20 protein-coding genes are annotated in these 20,486 nt (G+C 47.2%); 12 read left to right on the forward strand and 8 right to left on the reverse strand.

The features are described from left to right. Window positions 1-3: 3 nt before the first annotated feature. Window positions 4-1,176 carry an acyl-CoA dehydrogenase gene (locus tag ABH09_RS09965; protein ID WP_253714264.1) on the reverse strand — a complete coding sequence of 391 codons (1,173 nt, stop codon included), beginning with the start codon at window positions 1,174-1,176 and terminating at the stop codon, window positions 4-6. A 221-nt stretch (window positions 1,177-1,397) separates the two neighbouring features. Here ABH09_RS09965 and ABH09_RS09970 point away from each other — a divergent pair, with 221 nt between their 5' ends. The 4 genes from ABH09_RS09970 (at window position 1,398) to ABH09_RS09985 (ending at window position 6,562) form a co-directional block, all read left to right on the forward strand. Continuing rightward, window positions 1,398-2,774, forward strand: coding sequence for an aldehyde dehydrogenase (locus ABH09_RS09970; RefSeq protein ID WP_253714265.1), 1,377 nt, complete (start codon window positions 1,398-1,400; stop codon window positions 2,772-2,774). Between the two features lie 110 nt (window positions 2,775-2,884). After that, entirely contained in the window at window positions 2,885-3,907 is a 1,023-nt protein-coding gene (locus tag ABH09_RS09975) for a calcium/sodium antiporter (RefSeq protein ID WP_253714266.1), read from the forward strand. A 16-nt stretch (window positions 3,908-3,923) separates the two neighbouring features. Continuing rightward, a complete protein-coding gene (locus ABH09_RS09980; protein WP_253714267.1) occupies window positions 3,924-4,817 on the forward strand; it encodes an RsmE family RNA methyltransferase in 894 nt (297 codons plus the stop codon). Beyond that, entirely contained in the window at window positions 4,814-6,562 is a 1,749-nt protein-coding gene (locus ABH09_RS09985) for a hypothetical protein (RefSeq protein ID WP_253714268.1), read from the forward strand. The genes ABH09_RS09980 and ABH09_RS09985 overlap by 4 nt, the downstream gene beginning before the upstream one ends. Before the next feature lie 161 nt (window positions 6,563-6,723). On the opposite strand, the gene ABH09_RS09990 is transcribed toward ABH09_RS09985, so the two are convergent. The 4 genes from ABH09_RS09990 to ABH09_RS10005 all read right to left on the reverse strand — a co-directional run bounded on the left by ABH09_RS09990 (window position 6,724) and on the right by ABH09_RS10005 (window position 10,065). After that, window positions 6,724-7,359, reverse strand: a complete 636-nt coding sequence (locus tag ABH09_RS09990; protein ID WP_253714269.1) for a PrsW family glutamic-type intramembrane protease — start codon at window positions 7,357-7,359, stop codon at window positions 6,724-6,726. A gap of 13 nt (window positions 7,360-7,372) precedes the next feature. Next, window positions 7,373-8,026: a pyroglutamyl-peptidase I gene (pcp, locus tag ABH09_RS09995; protein ID WP_371922157.1), complete on the reverse strand. Its 654-nt coding sequence runs from the start codon at window positions 8,024-8,026 to the stop codon at window positions 7,373-7,375. 373 nt (window positions 8,027-8,399) lie between these two features. Next, the gene (locus ABH09_RS10000; protein WP_162664180.1) at window positions 8,400-9,398 is read right to left on the reverse strand and encodes a DUF979 domain-containing protein; all 999 of its coding nucleotides are present in this window, start codon (window positions 9,396-9,398) and stop codon (window positions 8,400-8,402) included. Continuing rightward, on the reverse strand, window positions 9,391-10,065 hold the full coding sequence (locus ABH09_RS10005; RefSeq protein ID WP_253714271.1) for a DUF969 domain-containing protein: 675 nt from the start codon (window positions 10,063-10,065) through the stop codon (window positions 9,391-9,393). Before ABH09_RS10005 ends, ABH09_RS10000 begins: the two co-directional genes overlap by 8 nt. Before the next feature lie 670 nt (window positions 10,066-10,735). On the opposite strand from ABH09_RS10005, the gene ABH09_RS10010 reads away from it, so the two are divergent. Next, entirely contained in the window at window positions 10,736-12,430 is a 1,695-nt protein-coding gene (locus ABH09_RS10010; protein WP_253714272.1) for a DNA repair helicase XPB, read from the forward strand. Window positions 12,431-12,593: 163 nt separating this feature from the next. On the opposite strand, the gene ABH09_RS10015 is transcribed toward ABH09_RS10010, so the two are convergent. Genes ABH09_RS10015 through tsaE form a run of 3 tightly spaced genes read right to left on the reverse strand, consistent with a single transcriptional unit; the run spans window position 12,594 to window position 14,800 of the window. Further along, window positions 12,594-13,679: an HD-GYP domain-containing protein gene (locus ABH09_RS10015; RefSeq protein WP_253714273.1), complete on the reverse strand. Its 1,086-nt coding sequence runs from the start codon at window positions 13,677-13,679 to the stop codon at window positions 12,594-12,596. Between the two features lie 3 nt (window positions 13,680-13,682). After that, on the reverse strand, window positions 13,683-14,348 hold the full coding sequence (gene tsaB, locus ABH09_RS10020; protein ID WP_253714274.1) for a tRNA (adenosine(37)-N6)-threonylcarbamoyltransferase complex dimerization subunit type 1 TsaB: 666 nt from the start codon (window positions 14,346-14,348) through the stop codon (window positions 13,683-13,685). Continuing rightward, window positions 14,345-14,800, reverse strand: coding sequence for a tRNA (adenosine(37)-N6)-threonylcarbamoyltransferase complex ATPase subunit type 1 TsaE (gene tsaE / locus ABH09_RS10025; RefSeq protein WP_162664184.1), 456 nt, complete (start codon window positions 14,798-14,800; stop codon window positions 14,345-14,347). The genes tsaB and tsaE overlap by 4 nt, the downstream gene beginning before the upstream one ends. A 312-nt stretch (window positions 14,801-15,112) precedes the next feature. On the opposite strand from tsaE, the gene ABH09_RS10030 reads away from it, so the two are divergent. From ABH09_RS10030 to ABH09_RS10060, 7 genes are all read left to right on the forward strand, one after another. Next, entirely contained in the window at window positions 15,113-15,940 is an 828-nt protein-coding gene (locus tag ABH09_RS10030; RefSeq protein WP_253714275.1) for an RluA family pseudouridine synthase, read from the forward strand. Then, window positions 15,937-16,791, forward strand: coding sequence for an RsmB/NOP family class I SAM-dependent RNA methyltransferase (locus tag ABH09_RS10035; protein WP_253714276.1), 855 nt, complete (start codon window positions 15,937-15,939; stop codon window positions 16,789-16,791). The genes ABH09_RS10030 and ABH09_RS10035 overlap by 4 nt, the downstream gene beginning before the upstream one ends. A gap of 46 nt (window positions 16,792-16,837) precedes the next feature. Continuing rightward, window positions 16,838-17,611 carry a tRNA (guanosine(46)-N7)-methyltransferase TrmB gene (gene trmB / locus ABH09_RS10040; protein WP_253714277.1) on the forward strand — a complete coding sequence of 258 codons (774 nt, stop codon included), beginning with the start codon at window positions 16,838-16,840 and terminating at the stop codon, window positions 17,609-17,611. Beyond that, complete coding sequence (locus tag ABH09_RS10045) at window positions 17,611-17,964, forward strand: hypothetical protein (protein ID WP_162664188.1); 354 nt, start codon at window positions 17,611-17,613, stop codon at window positions 17,962-17,964. Before trmB ends, ABH09_RS10045 begins: the two co-directional genes overlap by 1 nt. A 9-nt stretch (window positions 17,965-17,973) precedes the next feature. Beyond that, window positions 17,974-18,348: a chorismate mutase gene (locus ABH09_RS10050; RefSeq protein WP_253714278.1), complete on the forward strand. Its 375-nt coding sequence runs from the start codon at window positions 17,974-17,976 to the stop codon at window positions 18,346-18,348. Between the two features lie 67 nt (window positions 18,349-18,415). Then, on the forward strand, window positions 18,416-20,050 hold the full coding sequence (locus tag ABH09_RS10055; protein WP_253714279.1) for a glycogen synthase: 1,635 nt from the start codon (window positions 18,416-18,418) through the stop codon (window positions 20,048-20,050). A 153-nt stretch (window positions 20,051-20,203) separates the two neighbouring features. Continuing rightward, window positions 20,204-20,479, forward strand: a complete 276-nt coding sequence (locus ABH09_RS10060; protein WP_253714280.1) for a hypothetical protein — start codon at window positions 20,204-20,206, stop codon at window positions 20,477-20,479. Window positions 20,480-20,486: the final 7 nt, after the last annotated feature.

The following is a 20,486-nucleotide window of genomic DNA, read 5'->3' on the forward strand; positions in this document are numbered from 1 at the left end:
TCCTTAATTGACGCCGAGGTTTCCGGCAATAACCATGCGCTGAACTTCGCTCGTGCCTTCGTAAATTTCCGTAATCTTTGCGTCGCGCATCATCCGCTCAATCGGGTAGTCGCGGGTGTAGCCGTATCCACCGAAGAGCTGCAGACAGCGTCGGGTTACGTCGCTTGCGACCTCAGCCGCAACGAGCTTTGCCATTGCCGCTTCTACGGAATAACGAATATTGGGATTTTCGTTGGCTGCCTGTTTCTTGCATGCTGCCGCATAGACAAGATACTGAGCGCCTTGAGTGCGGGCTGCCATATCCGCAAGCTGGAACTGAGTGTTCTGCTGCTGGCTGATGCGCTTTCCGAACTGGACACGTTCTTTTGTATATTTGATGGTTTCTTCGATAGCGCCTTCCGCAATACCGAGCGCCTGTGCTGCGATACCGATACGTCCGCCGTCAAGGGTTGCCATAGCGATGATAAAGCCGCGTCCCTGTACGCCGAGGAGGTTTTCTTTCGGCACGATGCAGTCTTCAAATACCAGCTCGCAGGTGGAAGATCCGCGGATACCCATTTTCTTTTCATGCTTACCGATGGAGAAACCGGGGAATCCTCGTTCTACGATGAATGCGCTGATTTCTTTCATAGAACGGCCTTTCTTATCTTTTACCGTGCCGGTTACTGCAATAACGATAAAGACGTCGGCATAGCCCGCATTGGTGATAAAGATTTTGCTGCCGTTTAACACCCAGTGATCGCCGTCAAGCACTGCGGTTGTCTGCTGACCTTGAGCATCGGTTCCGGCGCCCGGTTCGGTTAACCCGAAAGCACCGATCTTTTTACCGGCGGCTAAATCGGGAACGTACTTCATCTTTTGTGCTTCCGTTCCGAAATGCAGAATCGGATCGATACACAGTGAAGTATGCGCGGAAATGATAACGCCGGTTGTTCCGCATACCTTGCTCATTTCTTCCACACACATGGCATAGGTTAAAACGTCAGCCCCCTGTCCGCCGTACTGTTTCGGGACGGGAATGCCGAAGAATCCCAGCTTTGCCATCTTTTTGACATTTTCTTCAGGAAATTTTTCCTCTTCGTCGACTTCGGCAGCGAGCGGTTTTACTTCGTTTTGCGCAAAATCGCGAAACAGCTGCTGCGCCATGAGCTGTTCTCTGCTCAACGTAAAATCCATGTTGAATCTCCTTCGTTATATTGATTTTTATTAAAAATCTCTACTTTATATAGAGGCTTTTCTATAGTATAATAATGACCTACGCTGTTGTATCCCAGCAAATAATAGTAGTATTTTTATAGATAGATTATATCAGCAAACCGTCGAAATGGATAGGGGAAGAATCGTATTTTATCATACTTTTTTTCTCTTGAGCCTTTGCGTCGGGGGAGAACGATTATATGACAAGAATAGCCATCGCCGCGCTGGTGCGGAATACTTCAACTTTTTTTGCATCAAATGCGACAAAATCATATCAATTCCGCGCAGAACAGCTCCGTAAGTTGGGAGCCGCCGTTCACGCGTATGAGCAACGGATAAGCGATGCACTCTATAAGGATTTACACAAGGCGCCGATGGAGACCTACCTTACGGAAATCGGGATGGTGCAAGGAGAAGTCCGCTTTCTATCAAAACATTTAAAAAAATTGATGAAGCCGAAACGGGTGCGCACGCCGCTCAGTCATTTTTTAGCGTCGAGTACGATTTATTATGAACCGTACGGCACCGTGCTGATTATGTCGCCGTGGAATTATCCGGTCAATTTAACGTTGACGCCGCTTGCCGGTGCGATTGCCGCAGGAAACTGCGCGGTGATAAAGCCGTCGAATTATACTCCCGAAACCTCAAAAGTAATCGCCGATTTGATTGCGGAAACCTTTGATCCGAGCTTTGTTACGGTTGTAACCGGCGGACGAGAAGAGAATGCCGGGCTTTTGGAGCAAAAGTTCGATTACATCTTCTTTACCGGCGGTACGGTAGTCGGTAAGCTTGTTATGGAAGCAGCTGCGCGGAACCTGACGCCGGTAACGCTGGAACTCGGCGGCAAGTCCCCCTGTATTATCGATAAAACCGCCGATATGAAAGCGGCGGCGCGACGTATCCTTTTCGGTAAGATACTGAACGGCGGACAAACCTGCGTCGCTCCCGACTATGTGTTAATTCACACTGCGGTAAAAGAAGCGTTTATCGAACAGTGTAAGGCAGTTCTCCGTGAATTTTTTCCGACGGACGCGTATGTCTCATGCAATATGACGCGGATTGTCAACGACAAACATTTTGAACGGCTTTCACATTTGATGGAAGGAGAATCGGCTGTTATCGGCGGAGAAAAGGATGCGCACGGGCGTTTTATTCCGCTGACGATACTGGACAATATCAGCTTTGAATCGCCGGTTATGCAGGAAGAAATTTTCGGCCCTATCTTACCGCTCATCCCGTTTAGCGATGTGCAGTGGGCTGTCGATCAAATCCGTGCCCGCCCGAAGCCGCTTGCCCTCTATCTCTTTACCAAGGATGCCGCCGTAGAGCAGAAGATCCTGTCGGAAGTATCGTTCGGCGGCGGGTGCATCAACGACACAATCGTGCATCTTGCGACACCGTATATGCCCTTCGGCGGTGTCGGGACAAGCGGCATGGGGAATTACCACGGGAAACAAAGCTTTTACACATTCAGCCACGAAAAGAGCGTTATGAAAAAATCCCTGCTGGTAGACTTACCGATGCGCTATCATCCCTACAGCGAGAAAAATTTCAACCTCGTTAAAAAGTTTATGTAGGTGCATACCGAACGGTGTATCCGGCTGTGCCCTGCAAGTCGTCTTGCGTGATTCCGCCTAAACCGGTATATTTCCACATATTCCGGGTACTGATATTTTAAGAGGTTTATATGGATGCACTCTTATATAATTTTTTAATGAATTCATCGGTTGTAATATCGTTGATTGTGCTTGTTGCAAGCTTGTTTACGCTGAGTAAGGGTGCGGATTGGCTGGTAGACAGCGCGGTTGCCCTTTCGCTTAAATGGGGAATGCCCAAGATGGTGATCGGTGCGACGATTGTCAGTCTCGGCACGACCCTGCCCGAAGCGTCGGTGTCTACATTGGCGGCAATTAAAGGCAATGCGGAGCTTGCGCTTGGAAATGCTATCGGCTCGATTATTGCGGATACGGCTCTCATTATCGGGCTTGCCGCCATGCTTGGTACGGTGCCGGTTGATAAACGGCTTATTCATCGGCAGGGTACCGTTCAGTTTTCGGCAGCGCTGCTGTTGACGCTTGTTTCGCTTCCATTCTTTTCTCCGGGCAGGGAGGGAAAAATCTATCAGTGGATGGGCTGGATATTTGTCATGCTGCTCGCGTGTTATATGTACATATCGTTCCGCTGGGCAAAAGAATCTATGGAAGAGAGCGAGCAGGATACGGCAGAAGAAAATCAAAAACCGCTGTGGTTGCTGCTTGTGTGGCTGGCTGTAGGAATCACGGTGGTCGTGCTCTCGTCTAAGATACTGATCCCTGCGGTAGAAGTTTCCGCCATAAAGATCGGTATTCCGCAGAGTATTATCGCGGCGACTTTGGTCGCGTTCGGCACGAGCGTGCCTGAATTGGTAACTGCCATAACCGCCGTTCGGAAAGGACACGGAGAACTCGCGGCAGGCAACATCATCGGGGCGGATATCTTGAACGTCCTCTTTGTGTTGGGTGTAGCGGCTGCGGTAACTCCCGCCGGTATCCGTGTACCGGTAGATTTTTACTATCTGCAATTCCCGACCATGCTGCTGGTGCTCGGCATTTTCCGCTTTTGTTCAACACGTCAGCGCAGCGTCATAACACGGCTGCAAGGCGCGGTTCTTTTTATCTTTTATACCGCATACATTGTTCTCAATTTTACATTAAGACATATCACGGGTTAAGGGCGGCAAGGCTGCCATGAATATCATTTTATTACGACAGGAAGAACTTTCAGACGGGAATTTTTCTTTTGCCAAAACTGATGAACGCTTTTTACATATCAAAAAAGTGCTGAAGCTCGGTGTGGGCGCAGTATTCAAGGCGGGTATCATTGACGGGGAAAAAGGAACGGCGGAGATCACTTCCTTTTCCGATGAGCTGTTGACTGCACGGTTTACCGTATCGGAGGATGCGGGCGGAGAAGGCGATGTTTCCGCGTTGCCGCCCATCAGACTGATACTCGGGTTTCCGCGTCCCATTCAGCTGCGCCGTATTTTGCGTGATGTCGCAGGGCTTGGAATTGAGGCGTTGTATCTGACCGGTACCGAGCTGGGTGAGAAATCCTACCTGCAGGCGGATATCGCTGCGGAAACGGAGATAGAGCGGCTGCTGATTGACGGATGCAGTCAGGCAGGGGATACTCATATTCCGAAAGTGTATCGAGCTTATAGTGTACGGCATTTTTTCGACCGGTATGAGGATGATATCCGTCCGGATCATCTGCGGGCAGCGCTCGATGTTCCTTTTCAAATTGAGCAAGGTTCTCAAGGTTCTATTGAACAAAATCGCATGAAACAAGGTTATATTGGGCAAAACCGTATTGGACACGCGCATAGTGAACAAGGCGACACACGCTGCATTCCTGTGATGCATCCGCTGCCTCAGCTGCAGTGGGACGGAAAACAAACGCTGTGGCTTGCCGTCGGGAATGAGCGGGGCTGGAGTCTGAATGAACGGCTGCTGTTTGCAAAAAAGCAGTTCACTGCCTATACTATGGGACGGAGAATTTTGCGTACGGAAACCGCCGTTACTTCCGCTGTTGCAGTGTGTCTTGCAAACTCCGGCGCATGGGATATGAGAGGAACGCGATGAATCAGGATCAGGTAAAAGAGATATTATTGCAGATTGAAGAGTCGGGGCTTGAATTTTCGGTAACGTTTACCGGCAAGGCGAGCAAGAAAGTCAACGGGCTGTATAAAAGCGACACACACGAGATTCTGCTGCACAATAAAAACTTTTCCGTCGATAACGAACTGCTGTACACCGCTATTCACGAATATACGCATCATCGGCTCTGCGAGCTGGACGGCACCCGTTCCGGCCGTGTACATACGCAGCGGTTTTGGAGCTATTTTCACCGGCTGCTGCAAAAGGCGGAGGAGAAGGGGCTGTATAAAATCACGATGGAAGAATCGCCTGAGCTGCTCGAACTGACGGATACAATCAGGACGACCATCATGGCGGAGGACGGCAAGCTGATGAAGGAACTCGGCAGGCTTTTGAGCAAGGCGCGGGTGCTCTGTAAGCAAGCCGGTGTCCGCTACGAAGATTATATCGACCGTGTGCTGTGCCTGCCGCGCGCCTCCGCTGCGACGATTGAGAAAATACATGCGTTCGATGTAAAGCCGGAACTCGGCTATGAAGCGATGAAGGTGGTTGCGAATATTGCAAACCCCGATAAACGCGCCGCAGCAGAAGATCTTTTTTTACAAAAGCACAGCCCTGCGTTTGTGCGCGACAGCGTAAAAAATAAACCGCAGGATGAAGACCCTCGGCGTAAGTTGGAAAATGAAAAACGCCGGATAGAGCGCACGATTGTCAGCCTGCAAGCGCGACTCAGCGAGTTGGAAGACACGCTTGCAAAGATGCCCGTAACGCCGTTTATCTTTTGTTTTTTCTTTTTGCTGCGGCTGCTTTCTCCCCTTGCTGCGGATAATACCGGAGTCGGGCAAATGCAAATACCTGCGATACCGGACATTCCTGAAGTTACTATCGGCGGAGGGATCACTCGGCCGCCTGCGCCGCCCGTTATTCAGCCTCCGACATTTTTACAGCAAAAACGTACTCCATCGTCAGCAGCAGGGGCGAAGGGGAAACAGACGGGAAACGCCGCTTCCGCTTCCGATTCCGGTAAAAGCGATGTAAAAAAATCAACGGCGCTGAATGGGCTCAACGCTAAAACACTGGCGGCATTAAGCCAGAACAGCGGTAACCTGACGCTGCTCAATAATTTGCTCGGCAGCGATGCGGGATTAGGCGGCAATGCAGGGTTGGGCAATGTAACCGGTTTGCAAACCGATACGGGCGGCGCCGTTTTAACAAAAATTTTAACCGAACTGGAAAAACTGCAAGCGCAAACCGCTCAGGCTGCCGGCACAAGCGGCGGTACGATTACCGGTACCGTCAATGCTGCGAGTGCTGCCGGAAATACCGGCGCGGGCAATGCGGCAGATGCTCACGCTGCGCTTGCACAAGGGGCTGCGGCGGAGCTTATTCGGTTGCGGATAAACGGTAAGGAAATTAAAGACGATTTGGTTTATACATTTTGTTCCGCTCCCGCCGCAAACGGTTCGTTCTTGTATGGAGCAGACCGCCGTTTTACGGCTAACGGCGCCGAGCTGAATGAGACCGCTTATTTTCTGTGCCGGAAGACGGAAGCTCAGCAGTACGAGATTACGATGGATTTACGCCAAGAACCGCTGAATGCAAATTCTTTTCTGTATAAACTCTATCAACTGAGCCCCGTATCGGTGGAGCAAACTTCGGATATCATCTTTTGGCATTATAAAGCTTCCGACCTTGAGGTAGAGTTGATATTCAGAATTGTGCATCTCTAAAAGCTCGGTTAGCTTTTAGAGATGCACGACGAGTTTTGATTTAAGTCTTTACAATGTAATGACTTAAATCAAAACATCGCAAATAAATTTAAGGAAACTGTCCAAAAACTGAAGTTGTTGGACAGCCCCTCTAAAAAACTGCGGTTTTTCGAGGTTCATAATTAAGGACGCGAAGGCGTAACAAGCCGTCCCGCATATAAGCAGGCAATGCCGAGTACTGCCGCTGCGGGAAGTATGAAGCCGCCGCCCAGCGAAATAAAAAAGTTATAAAGCCCGTGGAGAACAACCGCTGCGAGAAAGACGAGCGCAGCTTTCCGCTTTGTTTTGGTAGATATCATCGATGCATAAAAACAGCCGAGTGTCCCGTGTAATAAGGCGGCAGTAAACAGTCTGAGAAACTGCACGTTGGAATACCGCAAACTATACGAGATATTTTCAAAACCGCTAAAGACAAAGCCGAAGAATACGCCAAGCAGCATACTTCGTGTAATCCCGAATCTTTTTTTTAAAACCATAGCAGCCGTTAAACCGAAGAATCCTGTTTTAACACCTTCTTCTATCCAGGCTGCCGTAATAAAGCTGTTAAACAGGAGCCGTACCGCTTCCGATTGTTTTGCAATACCGACATCTAAAAAAGTATGCACACTATGCTGGAGCGCAAGCACCGGAAGCAGTGACGCTGCCGCTGCAAAGAATACGGCGGCAAGCGCATAAACAGGAACGTGTTTTTTTATTGCAATACAGACCGCTGCCGATGCCGGTAAAAATGCCGTGATTAGCAGTCCGATAATACTCATGCTGAACCTACTGTTAGCAGATTTTCCCGCCCGAGACCTTTATGTCGGAACCGTGTTTGACGATGGCTTCAAGCGCGTGGGTAATGCCGCTGACAATTGTTTCCAAGCTCATCGAGGGGGTAAGCGCCGGTTTCCCGATTACCTGTTCGGGCAGAAACGGAATATGGATAAAGCCGCTTTTCATCGGTTTCCCCGCCACCGTCCTTTGCGCCGCAAGGTGCGCGACACCGTAACAGACATGGTTGCAGATAAAAGTACCCGCCGTGTTGGAAATTGAAGCGGGAATCTTATGCGCTTTTATGTTTTCAACGATAGCCTTTATCGGAACGGTAACAAAATATGCAGCGGGGCCGCCTTTTACCACCGGTTCATCGATCGGTTGATTTCCTTCGTTATCGGGAATACGGCAGTCGTCGATGTTGATACCGACTCTTTCTACGGTAATTTCGGATCTGCCGCCTGCCTGCCCGATGCTTAACACCGCATCGGGATTTTCTTTCTCGACCGCTTCCGTTATCTTTGCTAAAGACTTTCCTACGACTGTCGGAATTTCAAGTTTGATAATCTGTGCGCCTAAAATGGTATCAGGCAATCGTTTAATGGTTTCCAGCGCAGGGTTGATTTTTTCTCCGCCGAAGGGATCGAATCCCGTAACTAAAATTTTCATCATGGCTCCTACAGGGCAATCGCATCAGAAAGTTTTTGGATATCCCTGCCGCAGCAGAGGCTGTCCGCCCTTTCCTTTTGAAAATATACGGGCATCTACTTCGTTATTTCACAAAAATTAGTCCTCAACGTGCAAAAGCACGTTTGCGGGTAATTTTTGTTCATGCCTCGTATATGCACCGCCTATTTCCAAAAGGCTAACGGAAAAACTTGTTTTAACAGACATAACCTCTATTATTCTGCGGAATTTGCTCGATTTGTCTGATGTGATTGCCCTTCTGCTAAAATAAACTGCACAAAATTTTTTTAAATTTTGTGCAGATGGAAGGCAACCGTGTAAAGTATTTCCAGTACGGTTGCCCTTGTTTCTACTCCTAAAAGGCGAAGATTGACATCAAGATGATGTGCACGATGATCAAGGCAACCGACATAAAAGCTTGAGTTTTAATAAGCGTGTATTTATTTTCGGTTTCCAAAATTGCTGCGGGAACGATGTTGAAGTTCGCCGCCATCGGCGTTAAAAGTGTGCCGCAGTATCCGCAGGTCATACCGAGTGCACCGACAACCGCCGGATTCCCGCCTTGCATAATAACAAATGGAACGCCGACGCCGATGGTAATGACGGTGAAGGCGGCAAATGCGTTACCCATAATCATCGTAAAGATTACCATACCGAGGCAGTAGGCGATAACACCGAGAATGGGTACTCCTTGCGGTACAATACCGCTTGCAAACTGACCGATGATTTTACCGATACCGGCAGTTGCGAATATCGCTCCTAAAACGCCGAGTAATTGCGGGAGTAAGCTGGAGGAGCCGACTTGCATCAGCATCTTTGAAGTATCGTTGACGGTATTTTTCAATGTCGGTTTTGCCAACACCACCGCGAAAATCAACGCAATAATCGATGCAGCGCCGACAACCTGAGCGGTCGAAAAACCGAAGATGATTGCCTTACCTGCGGCATTGGTTCCAAGCGAAATGTTAAAACTTTTGACCTGCGCCAATAGCATTGCTACAACGCCGATTAAAACCGCCGGAATAAAAATCTTATTGCCGACCTTTTGCGAATTTTTTTCTACCTCTTCTTTTTCGGCAGTCGGGATGTCTGCAATCTTTACCTGTTTTGTCAATGTCAAGATGCCCAGCAAAATCAATAAACCGCCGATAATGGCTCCGCCGTTCGGAACGTTCAATACGATCACTTTGCCGAACATGAACAACAAGCCTAAAATACCCCAAAACAAAAACGTCCCGCTCAAATGCTTTTTCCCTTTTAAGGAGATGAATGCGGTAATAATGGAAACAAGACCGCAGAGGCCGTATATGATTTCGTCGATAATCATACTGTGAGAATGGATAAAACTAAACATCGCGCTTCTCTCCTTTTCTTAAATGCTTTTCGAACAGCCAGCACTGGACAAGCGCGATGAGCACCATCGCAACACCCGCTAAAATGGAATACTTTGCGACATCGATATTGCTGATATCAAGTCCCTGTTCCTTCAAGGTGCCGGTAATCAACAGAACACCGGATGCAACGGGAAATATGTTTTGCCCGAAGAAGTTTCCGTAGTTTTCGGAAGCGCCGGCAAGCCCTTTGATTTTTTCAATATCTTCGTCAGTCAGTTTGATATTCTTCCGTGCGGCTCCCTCAGCCATCGGCAAAATGAGCGGACGGATAAACTGAACATGACCGCCCAACCGAATTGAAAAAGCGGAAGCAATCGTTCTGATTACAATGTAAAGCCAAATAACCATACCGGCGCTTGCGCCTTTAATCTTTTTGATACATTCCGCGGCGCGTAGTTTTAAGCCGTACCGTTCCATAATGGCGATAACAGGGAACGAAATAAAAAACAAGCTCATATAACGGTTATTGACAAATCCCGTTCCTATTGCATTGAGTACTTCAACCAGTCCCATTTTTGCAATTAATCCGGTAACGAGACCGGAAATCAATACGACTGCGACAACATCGAGTTTAAAAATAAAACCGACGATGATAATCGCAATGCCGATGAGAACAAAATAGTTCATATCATCTCCTATAAAAACTTTTGTAGAACACATTTTATCAGACTTACAGCCGACTGTCTATTTGCGTGATAAACCAAACACCGCAGATGCGCCGTTGACCAGTGTACGTCCCTGTACCCTGGTCAACGACGAGATTTGTGTATACCACAAATCTCGCTACTGCTTAATACCCCCGCCATCCTCGCCCAAAAATGAACATCCTTGTTCATTTTTGGGCTGCAAGTTTGCATTGCAAACTTGTTACTGTATGGAACCAGCGACATCCGTGTCGCTTCTGAGATACGTTGAGGATTAATTTGTGCGCAGTAACGAAAGAAATCCCCTTACAGCCATCGCTTTTGAAAATAGACGGCGTAGATACGAGGCGCGAGCACAAATTAACCGCAGGCACGTTCAAAAATATACATCCGTGTATATTTTTGAACTGCGTGTTTGCAAGGCAAACACGCTACTGACGAGAATCACCGCCATCCATGGCGGAAATGATACGTTGAGGACTGTTTTCAGCAGCGGCATGGATGCCGCTTGTGATAATCAGAAGCGATGTTTCGGCAGTGCCGAAACTCGCAGCCAAAACTATACACGGATGTATAGTTTTGGCGCAGATACGCCGTATATTTTCAAAAGACCGATTTGACTAAATCCAGAGTATAGCGTAAAATTATCCGTTATGTCCGCTTCGTTAAAACCGCTTATCATTCAAGGCGACCGCTCCATATTACTCGACGTCCATGCGCCGGAAGCAACGGATGCACGCTTTGCACTTATCCCCTTTGCCGAACTTGAAAAATCCCCCGAACATTTGCATACCTATCGTTTAACCGGCTTGTCGTTATGGAATGCCGCAAGCGCAGGCTTCACTGCCGAAAAAATTACGGAGACGCTCAAACGGTTTTCCCGCTTTGATATTCCCCCTGCGGTACTCGGTTGGGTGGAAGAAACGTTCAGCAGATATGGCAAGATCAAACTGACCGAGTGTGAAGATAATTCGTTTTTGTATTTGACAGCGGAAAGCGATCGGATTTATCAGGAATTAAAAGCTTCGCCGAAGCTCGCAAAGTATCTGGTTGCGGCGGAAAAACCGCGTTCGTTTTTAATTGCGCTTTTGAACCGCGGTACGGTAAAACAGGCATTGCTGAAAATGGGCTGGCCGGTGCGCGATGAGGTACCGTTGAAAGACGGTGCGCCGCTTGCGGTAGCTTTACGTACGCAGACAAAAAAGGGAAGAGATTTTATTATCCGCGACTATCAGCGGGAAGCGGCGCAAGCATTTACCGGTGATAAGGGGCCGGGAACAGGCTTCGGTACGATTGTACTACCGTGCGGTGCAGGTAAGACGATTGTCGGTATGCTGGTTATGTCGATGCTGAACACTGATACGCTGATTCTAACTACCAACACCGCCGCGGTGCATCAGTGGAAGCGCGAGCTAATCGATAAAACCGAACTGGAACCCGATACCATCGGTATTTATTCGAGCGATACCAAAGAGATTAAGCCGGTTACCGTGGCAACCTATCAAATTTTGACATGGCGACCGGATACCGAATCGGAGTTTCCGCATTTTAAGCTGTTCCGCAAACGGAACTGGGGGTTAATTATCTATGACGAAGTACATCTACTTCCGGCTCCGGTGTTCCGCATTACCGCAGAGCTGCAAGTAATCAGACGGCTCGGCTTAACCGCAACGCTGATCAGAGAGGACGGCTGCGAGGGTGATGTATTCAGTCTTGTCGGCCCGAAGCGCTATGACGTGCCGTGGAAGGAGCTGGAAGAAAAGGGCTGGATTGCCCATGCCTATTGTACGGAAATACGCATCCCCTTGCCGGTCTCTAAAGAGATTGAGTATGCCGCCGCCCCCCTGCGCGAAAAACACCGGATTGCGAGTGAGAACGAAGCAAAAAACGAAATTGTCCGGCAGCTGCTTGCACGGCATACCGACGACCAAATTTTGATTATCGGACAATACATTACGCAGCTGAAAAAAATAGCCGAAGAGGTACATGCGCCGCTCATCACCGGAAAAACGCCGAATGCCGAGAGGGAAGTGTTGTACGACTCATTCAGAGCGGGCGATATTTCCGTACTGGTGGTTTCCAAGGTAGCGAATTTCGCAATCGATTTACCGGATGCTTCCGTGGCAATCCAAATTTCCGGAACTTTCGGCAGCCGGCAGGAGGAAGCCCAGCGGCTCGGGCGTATTCTTCGGCCTAAAGAGCGGGATTCGTTTTTTTACACGCTGGTAACCCGCCATTCCGTTGAAGAAGAATGCGCCGATCATCGCCAAAAGTTCCTTGCGGAACAGGGCTATGCCTATTCGCTCATCACCGATGCGGATTTCGCCGCCGATACACGCATACGATAGTGCAATGGAATCAACAGGGGGCTGTCTCAAAAACCGATTACTTTTTCGGTATCCCTGATGCAACGCAACAGATGTGCCGTATATTCTCGAAAAACCGTCAAGCTGTCCGATTCGATTCAGGGGAATGATAACTTTTGATTATGAATTGATCGCTAAACACTCACTACACCACCGCTCGTGGCACGGAATCCGGAGAATGTTCCTCTTCTTCATCTTTGAGGGTTTGCCATATTCTATCAAATGCATGGTGAATCTTTTTAAAATGCGTTACCAGCAGTGGATCAAAATGTTTTCCTGCATTTTCAAAAATATATTGTACCGCTTCATCATGTGAAAGCTCGTTTTTATACGAACGCTTCATACGTAACGCATCATATACATCAGCTATCGCTACAATTCTTGCCGAAAGGGGTATCATCTCTCCTTCCAATTTAAACGGATATCCAGAGCCGTCCCATCGCTCGTGATGGCTTAACGCTATTTCTTTTGCCATTGCAATAGGATAAGAAGACATAATAAGCGCTCCGTTTATTGTGTGTTCCTTCATTACTTCCCATTCGAGGCCGGTTAGTTTGCTTTGTTTTTGCAGAATATAATCCGGCGTCCCGATTTTTCCCACATCATGAATGGCAGCTAAAAAGGAAATATTATCGACAAAGTCCTGGGTAATTTGAGGATACCGGTTAAGTCCAAACAAGTAATCGGCAAATTCTTGGCAATAAAAATTGAGCCGTTGTGCATGGTTTCCGGTATCATTATCTTTCAACATAGATGCTTGCAGTAAACCGTTTAACATCATTTTATACATTTCGATCTGTTGAGCCGTTGTATCTTCAATAATTACCCAATATCCAAGCAAGTAACGATTCTCCTTATCAAAAAGCGGATGGAACCGTACTCTCGTATACAATGTTTTTAATGTATGCGATTTATGAACCATATTACCGATCCATGACCAACCCTTTTCTCGCGATCGTATACTTTCAAAAAAGTCTTTTATTTCCGTTTGAGTAAAGACTCTACCGAAAACATTAAAAAACGGCTTTTTTTCCAATGTATAATAACCTGCAAACAGTTTATATACGCTTTCGGTCATGTGGCGTATAACCAAATTACTGTCTACAATCATCGTAGGGATACTCCCTACTTTTGTTAATTCAGCAAGCTCGTTAAAATACGCCTCTTGTTCTGCCGCTGACATCTCTCCTGCAATTTGTTGTTTCCGTCCCGATGATATACTTTTTTCCATAGATTAGTCCTTCTCCGCATCGCTCTTCCGAACATACTGAGGCCCCGCATAATCTGCAGCATTCTTCAGTACATTACCGTGCCTTTGCATATACTTAATCATTGAATATGCAAAAGAGAGAGGAGCCGCTTCAATAAAATAAAAGCGAATATTACTTTGTAAAATTGCAACAGCATCTTTAAACGCTGCCGTTCCGTAGCCGGTAACCAGCCATTCTTCGTTTTTCGAAAAGTACGGGAGCATATCTGCCACCGTCTTGTCAAAAACTTCCGTTACTGCTGTTCCGTTTTTAAAGAGTTGGATATAAAAGCGATCTCTTTTTGCATCTATCACTGCGGCAATACTTCCATTCCACACCTCATACTGTGATGCAATGCATGGAAGTGTAGGAACGGGAATAAAGCAGCTATTACTGCTGAGCTGTAGCGCTTTTGCCGCGGCGAAGCCAAGTCTTAGGCCGGTAAAAGAACCGGGTCCTTCCGGCGCCAGTACTATTTCCGTGTCGGCGGCAGTAAATCCCGCTGCTGACACGGCAGCATCAATCAGAGGGAGCAACCGTTCAGCATGGGACGGACCGTTACCGGCGAAGGATTGAGTAACCAATCCTTTAGAGCCAAGCGCCGCAATTGTAAGGGTCGGAGTGAGGGTATCTATTGCAAGTATATTCATGGTGCCGCCTCATATTCGATTAAGCTGTCCGTTTGATACGGCCAGTTTGTGATAGTAATAGTTCTGCTTGTATCTTCTTCTGTTTTGATATGGATAAGGATGGTGCGTGCCGGTAATTCGGACATAATTTTTTCACTCCACTCGATGATACACACGCCCTGACCGTAGAGCATATCTTCAACGCCGAGATCTAAAAAATCTTCAGGTGAGCTGAGACGATACACATCCATGTGGTAAAGAGGCAACCGTCCGTAATATTCCGATATGATGGTGAAAGTGGGGCTGGTAACTGCTTCGGATATACCAAGCCCTTGCGCAATACCTTTTGTCAGCTGCGTTTTCCCTGCAGCAAGCGACCCTTGCAATGCGAGCACATCGCCTGCATTGAGTAAGCAGCCCAAAGCCTGTCCAAAGTTAATAGTATCTTCTACCGTTTTTGTTCTGTATACCATATCAGCCCTAACTTTTTTCTTTCTTAGTTAAAGAAAACATCCTTCGTAATAGTTACAAGCGCAAATATACTATTCCGAAATCTGCTGTTTGTATAGGCCATCAACAGGAGTAAGAGAACGAATAGGATTCCTTAACAGATAATTTACTATCAATAAGTTTATCCCCAGCAGTATATGCGGGTATCCCATAAAAATCAAACTTTTCATAATAACTTCTCCTTTTATTTTAGCATAACACTTGGATAAACCTTTGTCAAGTATCTTGTCTCATCGTAAAAAAATAACTATAATGCGTTTTTATTGTTGTGAACTATGTACAAAGAAACATCCCGTATTTATTTTGAAGATGATTACTGTGCGGTTGCGTATAAAGCAAGCGGCGAGCATTCCCAAACGTTTTTCGCGCCGCTTTTTCCGCATAAACCGTTTGTCACTCCAGTCAACCGGCTTGATACTCCCGTATCCGGTCTTCTACTGCTAGCTTTTTCTGCACAGGTACAAACGCTGTTTTCCCGCGCGTTTGAAGCCGGATCTGTGCAAAAAGAATATTGGGCAATATGCGAACGGTCTACAGTACACTCCGCAGCAGTATCGGAGCCGCAGCGGCTGGAGCATTGGCTCGGCTTTCATACCAAAACACAAAAAGCTTTTGTCGGCGCGGCTCCTATCGATATAACTCATGCAAATACAACTGCTGCCGATATCACAAAACCTAAAAAGCATAAGGAGCCGGCGCTTAAAAAAGCCGTTTTATATTGGACTTTATGCGGAGAAGGCGACCGGTACGACTTTATCCGTATCAGTCCGGAAACAGGGCGCACGCATCAGATTAGGGTACAGATGGCAGCCGCCGGACATCCCATCAAGGGAGATTTAAAATACGGAGCGCGGCGCAGTGAACCGAGCGGCGGCATACGGCTGCATTCCTACAAGCTCTCGTTTATCCATCCGGTTACGCACCAAAACATTACCGTTGAAGCGCCGCCGATGCAGCCCGATACCCTCTGGAAAGCTTGCATAGAGGCATGCACAAACAATACAGCGTTCACAAATAAAGGACACCATGAAGCAGGTACGGACACAACTGCCCCGGCTGCATTACCTACAAGCCATCAGATAGGCGCGGAGCGGCACCTGTGAAGCGGTCGAAGCAGGTAAGCGGGGCAGCCGCGTTTGAAGCTTACTACAACGCTCTTTTCGACAACCGTTGGACGGCGCTTCGGGAAGCGCTCTTACAAAAGACGCAACCGGTGGCGTTTTCGGTATGCGGCGGAAAGCCGTATTATCTTGACCGAGCGAGTATCTATGCGGCACAGGCGCTTCCGCCGATTGATGAGGGCAGCTATTTGGATATGTGCGCCGCTCCGGGCGGCAAAACGCTGGTACTCGCCTCCGGTATGGGACAGGAAGCGCAGATACAGGCAAACGAGTTGTCGCGGGCACGCCGAGCACGGCTGCTAACCGTACTTGATGAACACCTGCCGCCGGACATAAGCGCCCGCATCGAAGTTACCGGTTATGACGCCGCTACCCTCCCCCGCTATCGGCAAGCCTATTACGACCGCATTTTGCTGGATGCACCTTGTTCTTCGGAGCGCCATGTGCTTACCGATGCAAAATACCTTGCCTGCTGGACACCTGCACGAATTAAAATGCTGGCACAGCGGCAGTGGGCGCTCCTTTCGGCAGCTTTCTTACTATTAAAACCGGGCGGCTTTTTAGTATACGCAACCTGTGCGCTTGCCGATGCGGAAAATGACGGCGTTGTACAAAAGCTGTTAAAAAAATACGGAACCGAAGCCGCCATCCATGGCGGTACCGCAGCAATGGAATTTGGCGCGGCAAATCCCGAAACAATCGGCAAAAACAGTACACCGCCCATACTCGGCGAAAAAACGCTGTTTGGCAGCCGGTTTTTACCCGATACCTGCGGAGGAGCAGGCCCCTTGTATTTTTCGCTTATCGAAAAAGTGAATCACGAGAAGCTGTAAAAAACAGGTTTTTTTTAAGCCGCTCTCACAGCAAAGAAGGAATACCATGATAACAGAACAGACAGACCATAGTGAAAAAACCGGCATAGCCGATACGCCGCCGCAGGGACGCCCCATCAGAACCTTTGTACTGCGAAAGGGGCGGATTACTGAGGCTCAAAAAAAAGCGTATGCCGAATATGCGCCGCGCTGGTGCATCCCCTACAAAGCGCAGCAGCTTTCTTTTCCGGGGATTTTTGCGAATGAGCATCCGGTTATCATCGAAATAGGCTTCGGCATGGGGGTCGCAACAGCTGAAATCGCAGCACAGCATCCCGAAAACAACTATATCGGAATTGAAGTTTTTCAAGCAGGGGTCGGGAAGCTGTTAAACGAAATTGAACAGCGCGATCTTAAAAATATCCGCATTATCGAACACGACGCTATCGAAGTATTGGGAAATATGATTCCCGACGCCTCAATTGCAGGGTTCCATATCTTTTTTCCCGACCCGTGGCAAAAGAAAAAACATCACAAACGGCGGCTGCTCCATCGCCCGAGAACCGACCTGCTGGCTCAAAAACTGCAAGAAAACGGCTACCTTTACATGGTAACCGATTGGTACGACTATGCGGAGGACGCCTTTGCCGAACTTTCGGCCACCGAAGGGCTCCGTTCAAAATACGAAGGTTTCGCCCCTCCGCAGCCATGGCGTCCCAAAACCAAGTTTGAACAAAAAGGCCTCGATAAAGCGCACCCCATCACCGAGCTGATGTTTATCCGGACTAGGCAATGCGCACCCTTGCATGTTCCAATCGGACAAGTTATACTCGATCAATAATGGCATCTCCGATAATTAGAAAACACGTCACTATTCGTTTTTTGCATAGAACCGTACTTTTCCTCTTTACCGTTCTGATTGCCTTATTTGTTTTATTTATTTTGGGAAATGTTCAAAACTTTCTGGATTCAAGTCAGATTATTATTCTACGATTTCTGATAGCAGGCGGCATCTTACTGTTCTTAGTTGCTGTTTTTGCCTTTTTGTTTGAGATTAACTATAGTATTTATTTACGGAAACCCTACTACCTCGGTCGCTGCATTATCAGCGGTATCGCCTGCATATTCGGGCTGGCAATCGCAATCGTAGCTTCCGCTATTCTTCTACTTTCTAACGGTATCAATCAGGCATAAGGACATACAATGATTTTTCGGAAAAAACTGTACGCAGGAAGAGCAGCCGTATGCGCCCAAAATACACAGGAGCAGATCAAAACTGCCGTCGTTACCGCATACACACGCTTTTTGGAACTCAACAGATTGCATGAGAAAGACATCATTTCCCTACAATTTTCGATTACATCCGATATAACGGCAGCAAATCCTGCAACTTTATTGCGCTCCGCCGGTTATGCTTCTGCGACTGTGCTTTTTTGCAGTGCGGAACCGAATATCGACGGCAGTCCTCATGGTATAATCCGTTTTCTCTTTTATTACTATGGGAAAAAGAAAGCCGTACCGGTTTATTTGGGCGAGGCGGAAAAACTCAGGCCGGATCTGTTTAATCGCACAGTCTAGTGGATATTTCTGAAAACTATAGTTTTTTAGAAGTTCCCTTTACTTTCTTTAAGGACATTCTAGTTTTATGAGCATCAAGGAAAATAATACATCGATATGGGTTGTAAGCCGTGAATATGCCGGTTTTGCAGAAGCCGGAGGCGTAAAAAACGTTGTAAAATCGTTGGCAGAAGCAGCTGCCGATTCCGGTTTTGCGGTTACGGTATTTTTGCCCCATTACGGTAACAATAGCGAGGTTCTGGATAACTGTACAGGAGAAGTGAACATCCGTGTCGGCGACACATCGCATTTAGTGAGATATTTTGAACTTTTCAGGAAAAATATCCGTTTCATCTTTATCGACTCCGGCATTTTCACGGAAAAAAAAGATATTTATACCTACTGCACCGAAGAACTCGATTATTTTAGGGAAAAGCTGCACCGGCCCGATCTTAAAAAAGGAGACGGTTACGTAGACAGCCATGAAATGAATGTATTATTCCAAAAAGCAATCTATTGCTATGGGTTACGGCATCATATCGCTCCGCAGGTATTGCACTGCCATGATGCCCACACCGCTTTGCTGCCTGCGTTTATCTTCGCCCGCTGTACGGGTAGGCGGCTATTTAGGCATACACGCGCACTTATCACTATTCATAACGCAGGGGACGGCTACCGTCAAACCTTTTATTCATTTGAATATGCGGCACATTTAACCGACCTCCCCCGCAGGGTATTGGAATACGGCAAAATCGATTATACCGTCGAACCCTTTCTTGTCGGTTCCGACTTTGCCGATTTAACGACGGTTTCTCCGTGGTATGCGAAACAGCTGATTTCACCGGAACATTCGCCGTATTCCTATCTTTTTTCAAAAAGCCTTGCCGAAAGGCATATTCACATTACCGGTATCACCAACGGAATTGACTTTACAGCCTATAATCCTTGCAATACGGAATGTTCAGGGCTTCCCTTTGCATTCGACGTACAAAAAGAACAATTTGAAGGAAAATATGCCTGCCGTTCATTTTTATTGGATAAATTGCAGACGCAGACCTGTACAGCGCCACTGTATGATGGCATACAGCAATACGGCAGCATAGACCGACAGGAGAAAAATAAAACACTCTACCTGATGTATCACGGCCGGTTGGTTCGGCAAAAAGGCGTAGACGTATTACTCAAAGCAATTCCCCTTATACTGGAACACTCCCCTAGCCTGCGATTCATCGTAATGGGACAGGGAGACCCCGAGCTTGAAGCCGAAGCAATCGCTCTCGCTGCCGCGCTGCCCGGGAAATTCGTCTATTGCAAGGGATATAACCGGAAGGCTGCTCGGCTCATCACTGCCGCAGCGGACTTTATTGTTTTACCAAGCTTATTTGAGCCATGCGGCTTGGAGGATCTTATCGCGCAGGTCTACGGTACTATCCCGATTGCAAACGCACAAGGGGGCTTACAGAAAATCATAGACGGAAAAACAGGCTTCTTATACAAGCTCCCGAACGGCGAAGAACAAAATACCGACATACATATTAAAATATTAACGGAAACCGTACTGAAACAAACGGAATATTTTTTAACAAGCGATAAAACAAAACTCATCGATATTCCATATTTTAAAAATATTATTTTACAGGCATACACAGCACTCCATACAAAATTTTCTTGGAAGCATATTTTTGCCGAACAGTACCTAAAACTCTATTTCCCTAATAGGTGATTTTTTCTTGTTATTGAAAGCCCCTCATTTTATGCCGATATAGAAAGGGAGAACCAATCAACAAGGGAAAAAATGAAAAAAGAGATTATTATAAATTTTTTGAATAAGCATTGGGACGAGTTTACTACTTTATTATCCGGGATAACTAATGCGATGCCTAGCCGCACACTTATGGAGGAAATTCCCGATGACCTCTGCGAATTTACAAATTTACTTTCAAAAATACTTGCAGTGCGGCAAATGTACACAACTGATAAACAGAAGGGACTTTTAGAAAAAGCACAGCAATTCCGAAAAAATGACTCTTCCTATAGCAGAGAAGAACACGCGTCAATTATCGTTAAAAACGGCCTTTTTATGGTACAGCCTCAGCAATACAATGAAACATTGGATAGCTCTTTTAAGACACTTGTCGATTCGGTTCTCTAGCAAAAAA

Origin of the sequence: Treponema sp. OMZ 803 (assembly GCF_024181165.1) — a bacterium.
In the GTDB taxonomy this organism is placed as follows: Bacteria; Spirochaetota; Spirochaetia; order Treponematales; family Treponemataceae; genus Treponema.

Bases quoted from the DNA above. Each gene is read 5' to 3' on its own strand.
- ABH09_RS09990 (WP_253714269.1), bottom strand. From the start codon at position 7,359: ATGAGTATTATCGGACTGCTAATCACGGCATTTTTACCGGCATCGGCA.
- ABH09_RS10010 (WP_253714272.1), top strand. From the start codon at position 10,736: ATGTCCGCTTCGTTAAAACCGCTTATCATTCAAGGCGACCGCTCCATA.
- ABH09_RS10055 (WP_253714279.1), top strand. From the start codon at position 18,416: ATGAGCATCAAGGAAAATAATACATCGATATGGGTTGTAAGCCGTGAA.
- ABH09_RS09980 (WP_253714267.1), top strand. From the start codon at position 3,924: ATGAATATCATTTTATTACGACAGGAAGAACTTTCAGACGGGAATTTT.
- tsaB (WP_253714274.1), bottom strand. From the start codon at position 14,348: ATGAATATACTTGCAATAGATACCCTCACTCCGACCCTTACAATTGCG.
- pcp (WP_371922157.1), bottom strand. From the start codon at position 8,026: ATGAAAATTTTAGTTACGGGATTCGATCCCTTCGGCGGAGAAAAAATC.
- ABH09_RS09965 (WP_253714264.1), bottom strand. From the start codon at position 1,176: ATGGATTTTACGTTGAGCAGAGAACAGCTCATGGCGCAGCAGCTGTTT.
- ABH09_RS10005 (WP_253714271.1), bottom strand. From the start codon at position 10,065: ATGAACTATTTTGTTCTCATCGGCATTGCGATTATCATCGTCGGTTTT.
- ABH09_RS10000 (WP_162664180.1), bottom strand. From the start codon at position 9,398: ATGTTTAGTTTTATCCATTCTCACAGTATGATTATCGACGAAATCATA.
- trmB (WP_253714277.1), top strand. From the start codon at position 16,838: ATGATAACAGAACAGACAGACCATAGTGAAAAAACCGGCATAGCCGAT.
- ABH09_RS09975 (WP_253714266.1), top strand. From the start codon at position 2,885: ATGGATGCACTCTTATATAATTTTTTAATGAATTCATCGGTTGTAATA.
- ABH09_RS10015 (WP_253714273.1), bottom strand. From the start codon at position 13,679: ATGGAAAAAAGTATATCATCGGGACGGAAACAACAAATTGCAGGAGAG.
- ABH09_RS10050 (WP_253714278.1), top strand. From the start codon at position 17,974: ATGATTTTTCGGAAAAAACTGTACGCAGGAAGAGCAGCCGTATGCGCC.
- ABH09_RS10045 (WP_162664188.1), top strand. From the start codon at position 17,611: ATGGCATCTCCGATAATTAGAAAACACGTCACTATTCGTTTTTTGCAT.
- ABH09_RS10030 (WP_253714275.1), top strand. From the start codon at position 15,113: ATGTACAAAGAAACATCCCGTATTTATTTTGAAGATGATTACTGTGCG.
- ABH09_RS09985 (WP_253714268.1), top strand. From the start codon at position 4,814: ATGAATCAGGATCAGGTAAAAGAGATATTATTGCAGATTGAAGAGTCG.
- ABH09_RS09970 (WP_253714265.1), top strand. From the start codon at position 1,398: ATGACAAGAATAGCCATCGCCGCGCTGGTGCGGAATACTTCAACTTTT.
- tsaE (WP_162664184.1), bottom strand. From the start codon at position 14,800: ATGGTATACAGAACAAAAACGGTAGAAGATACTATTAACTTTGGACAG.
- ABH09_RS10060 (WP_253714280.1), top strand. From the start codon at position 20,204: ATGCCTAGCCGCACACTTATGGAGGAAATTCCCGATGACCTCTGCGAA.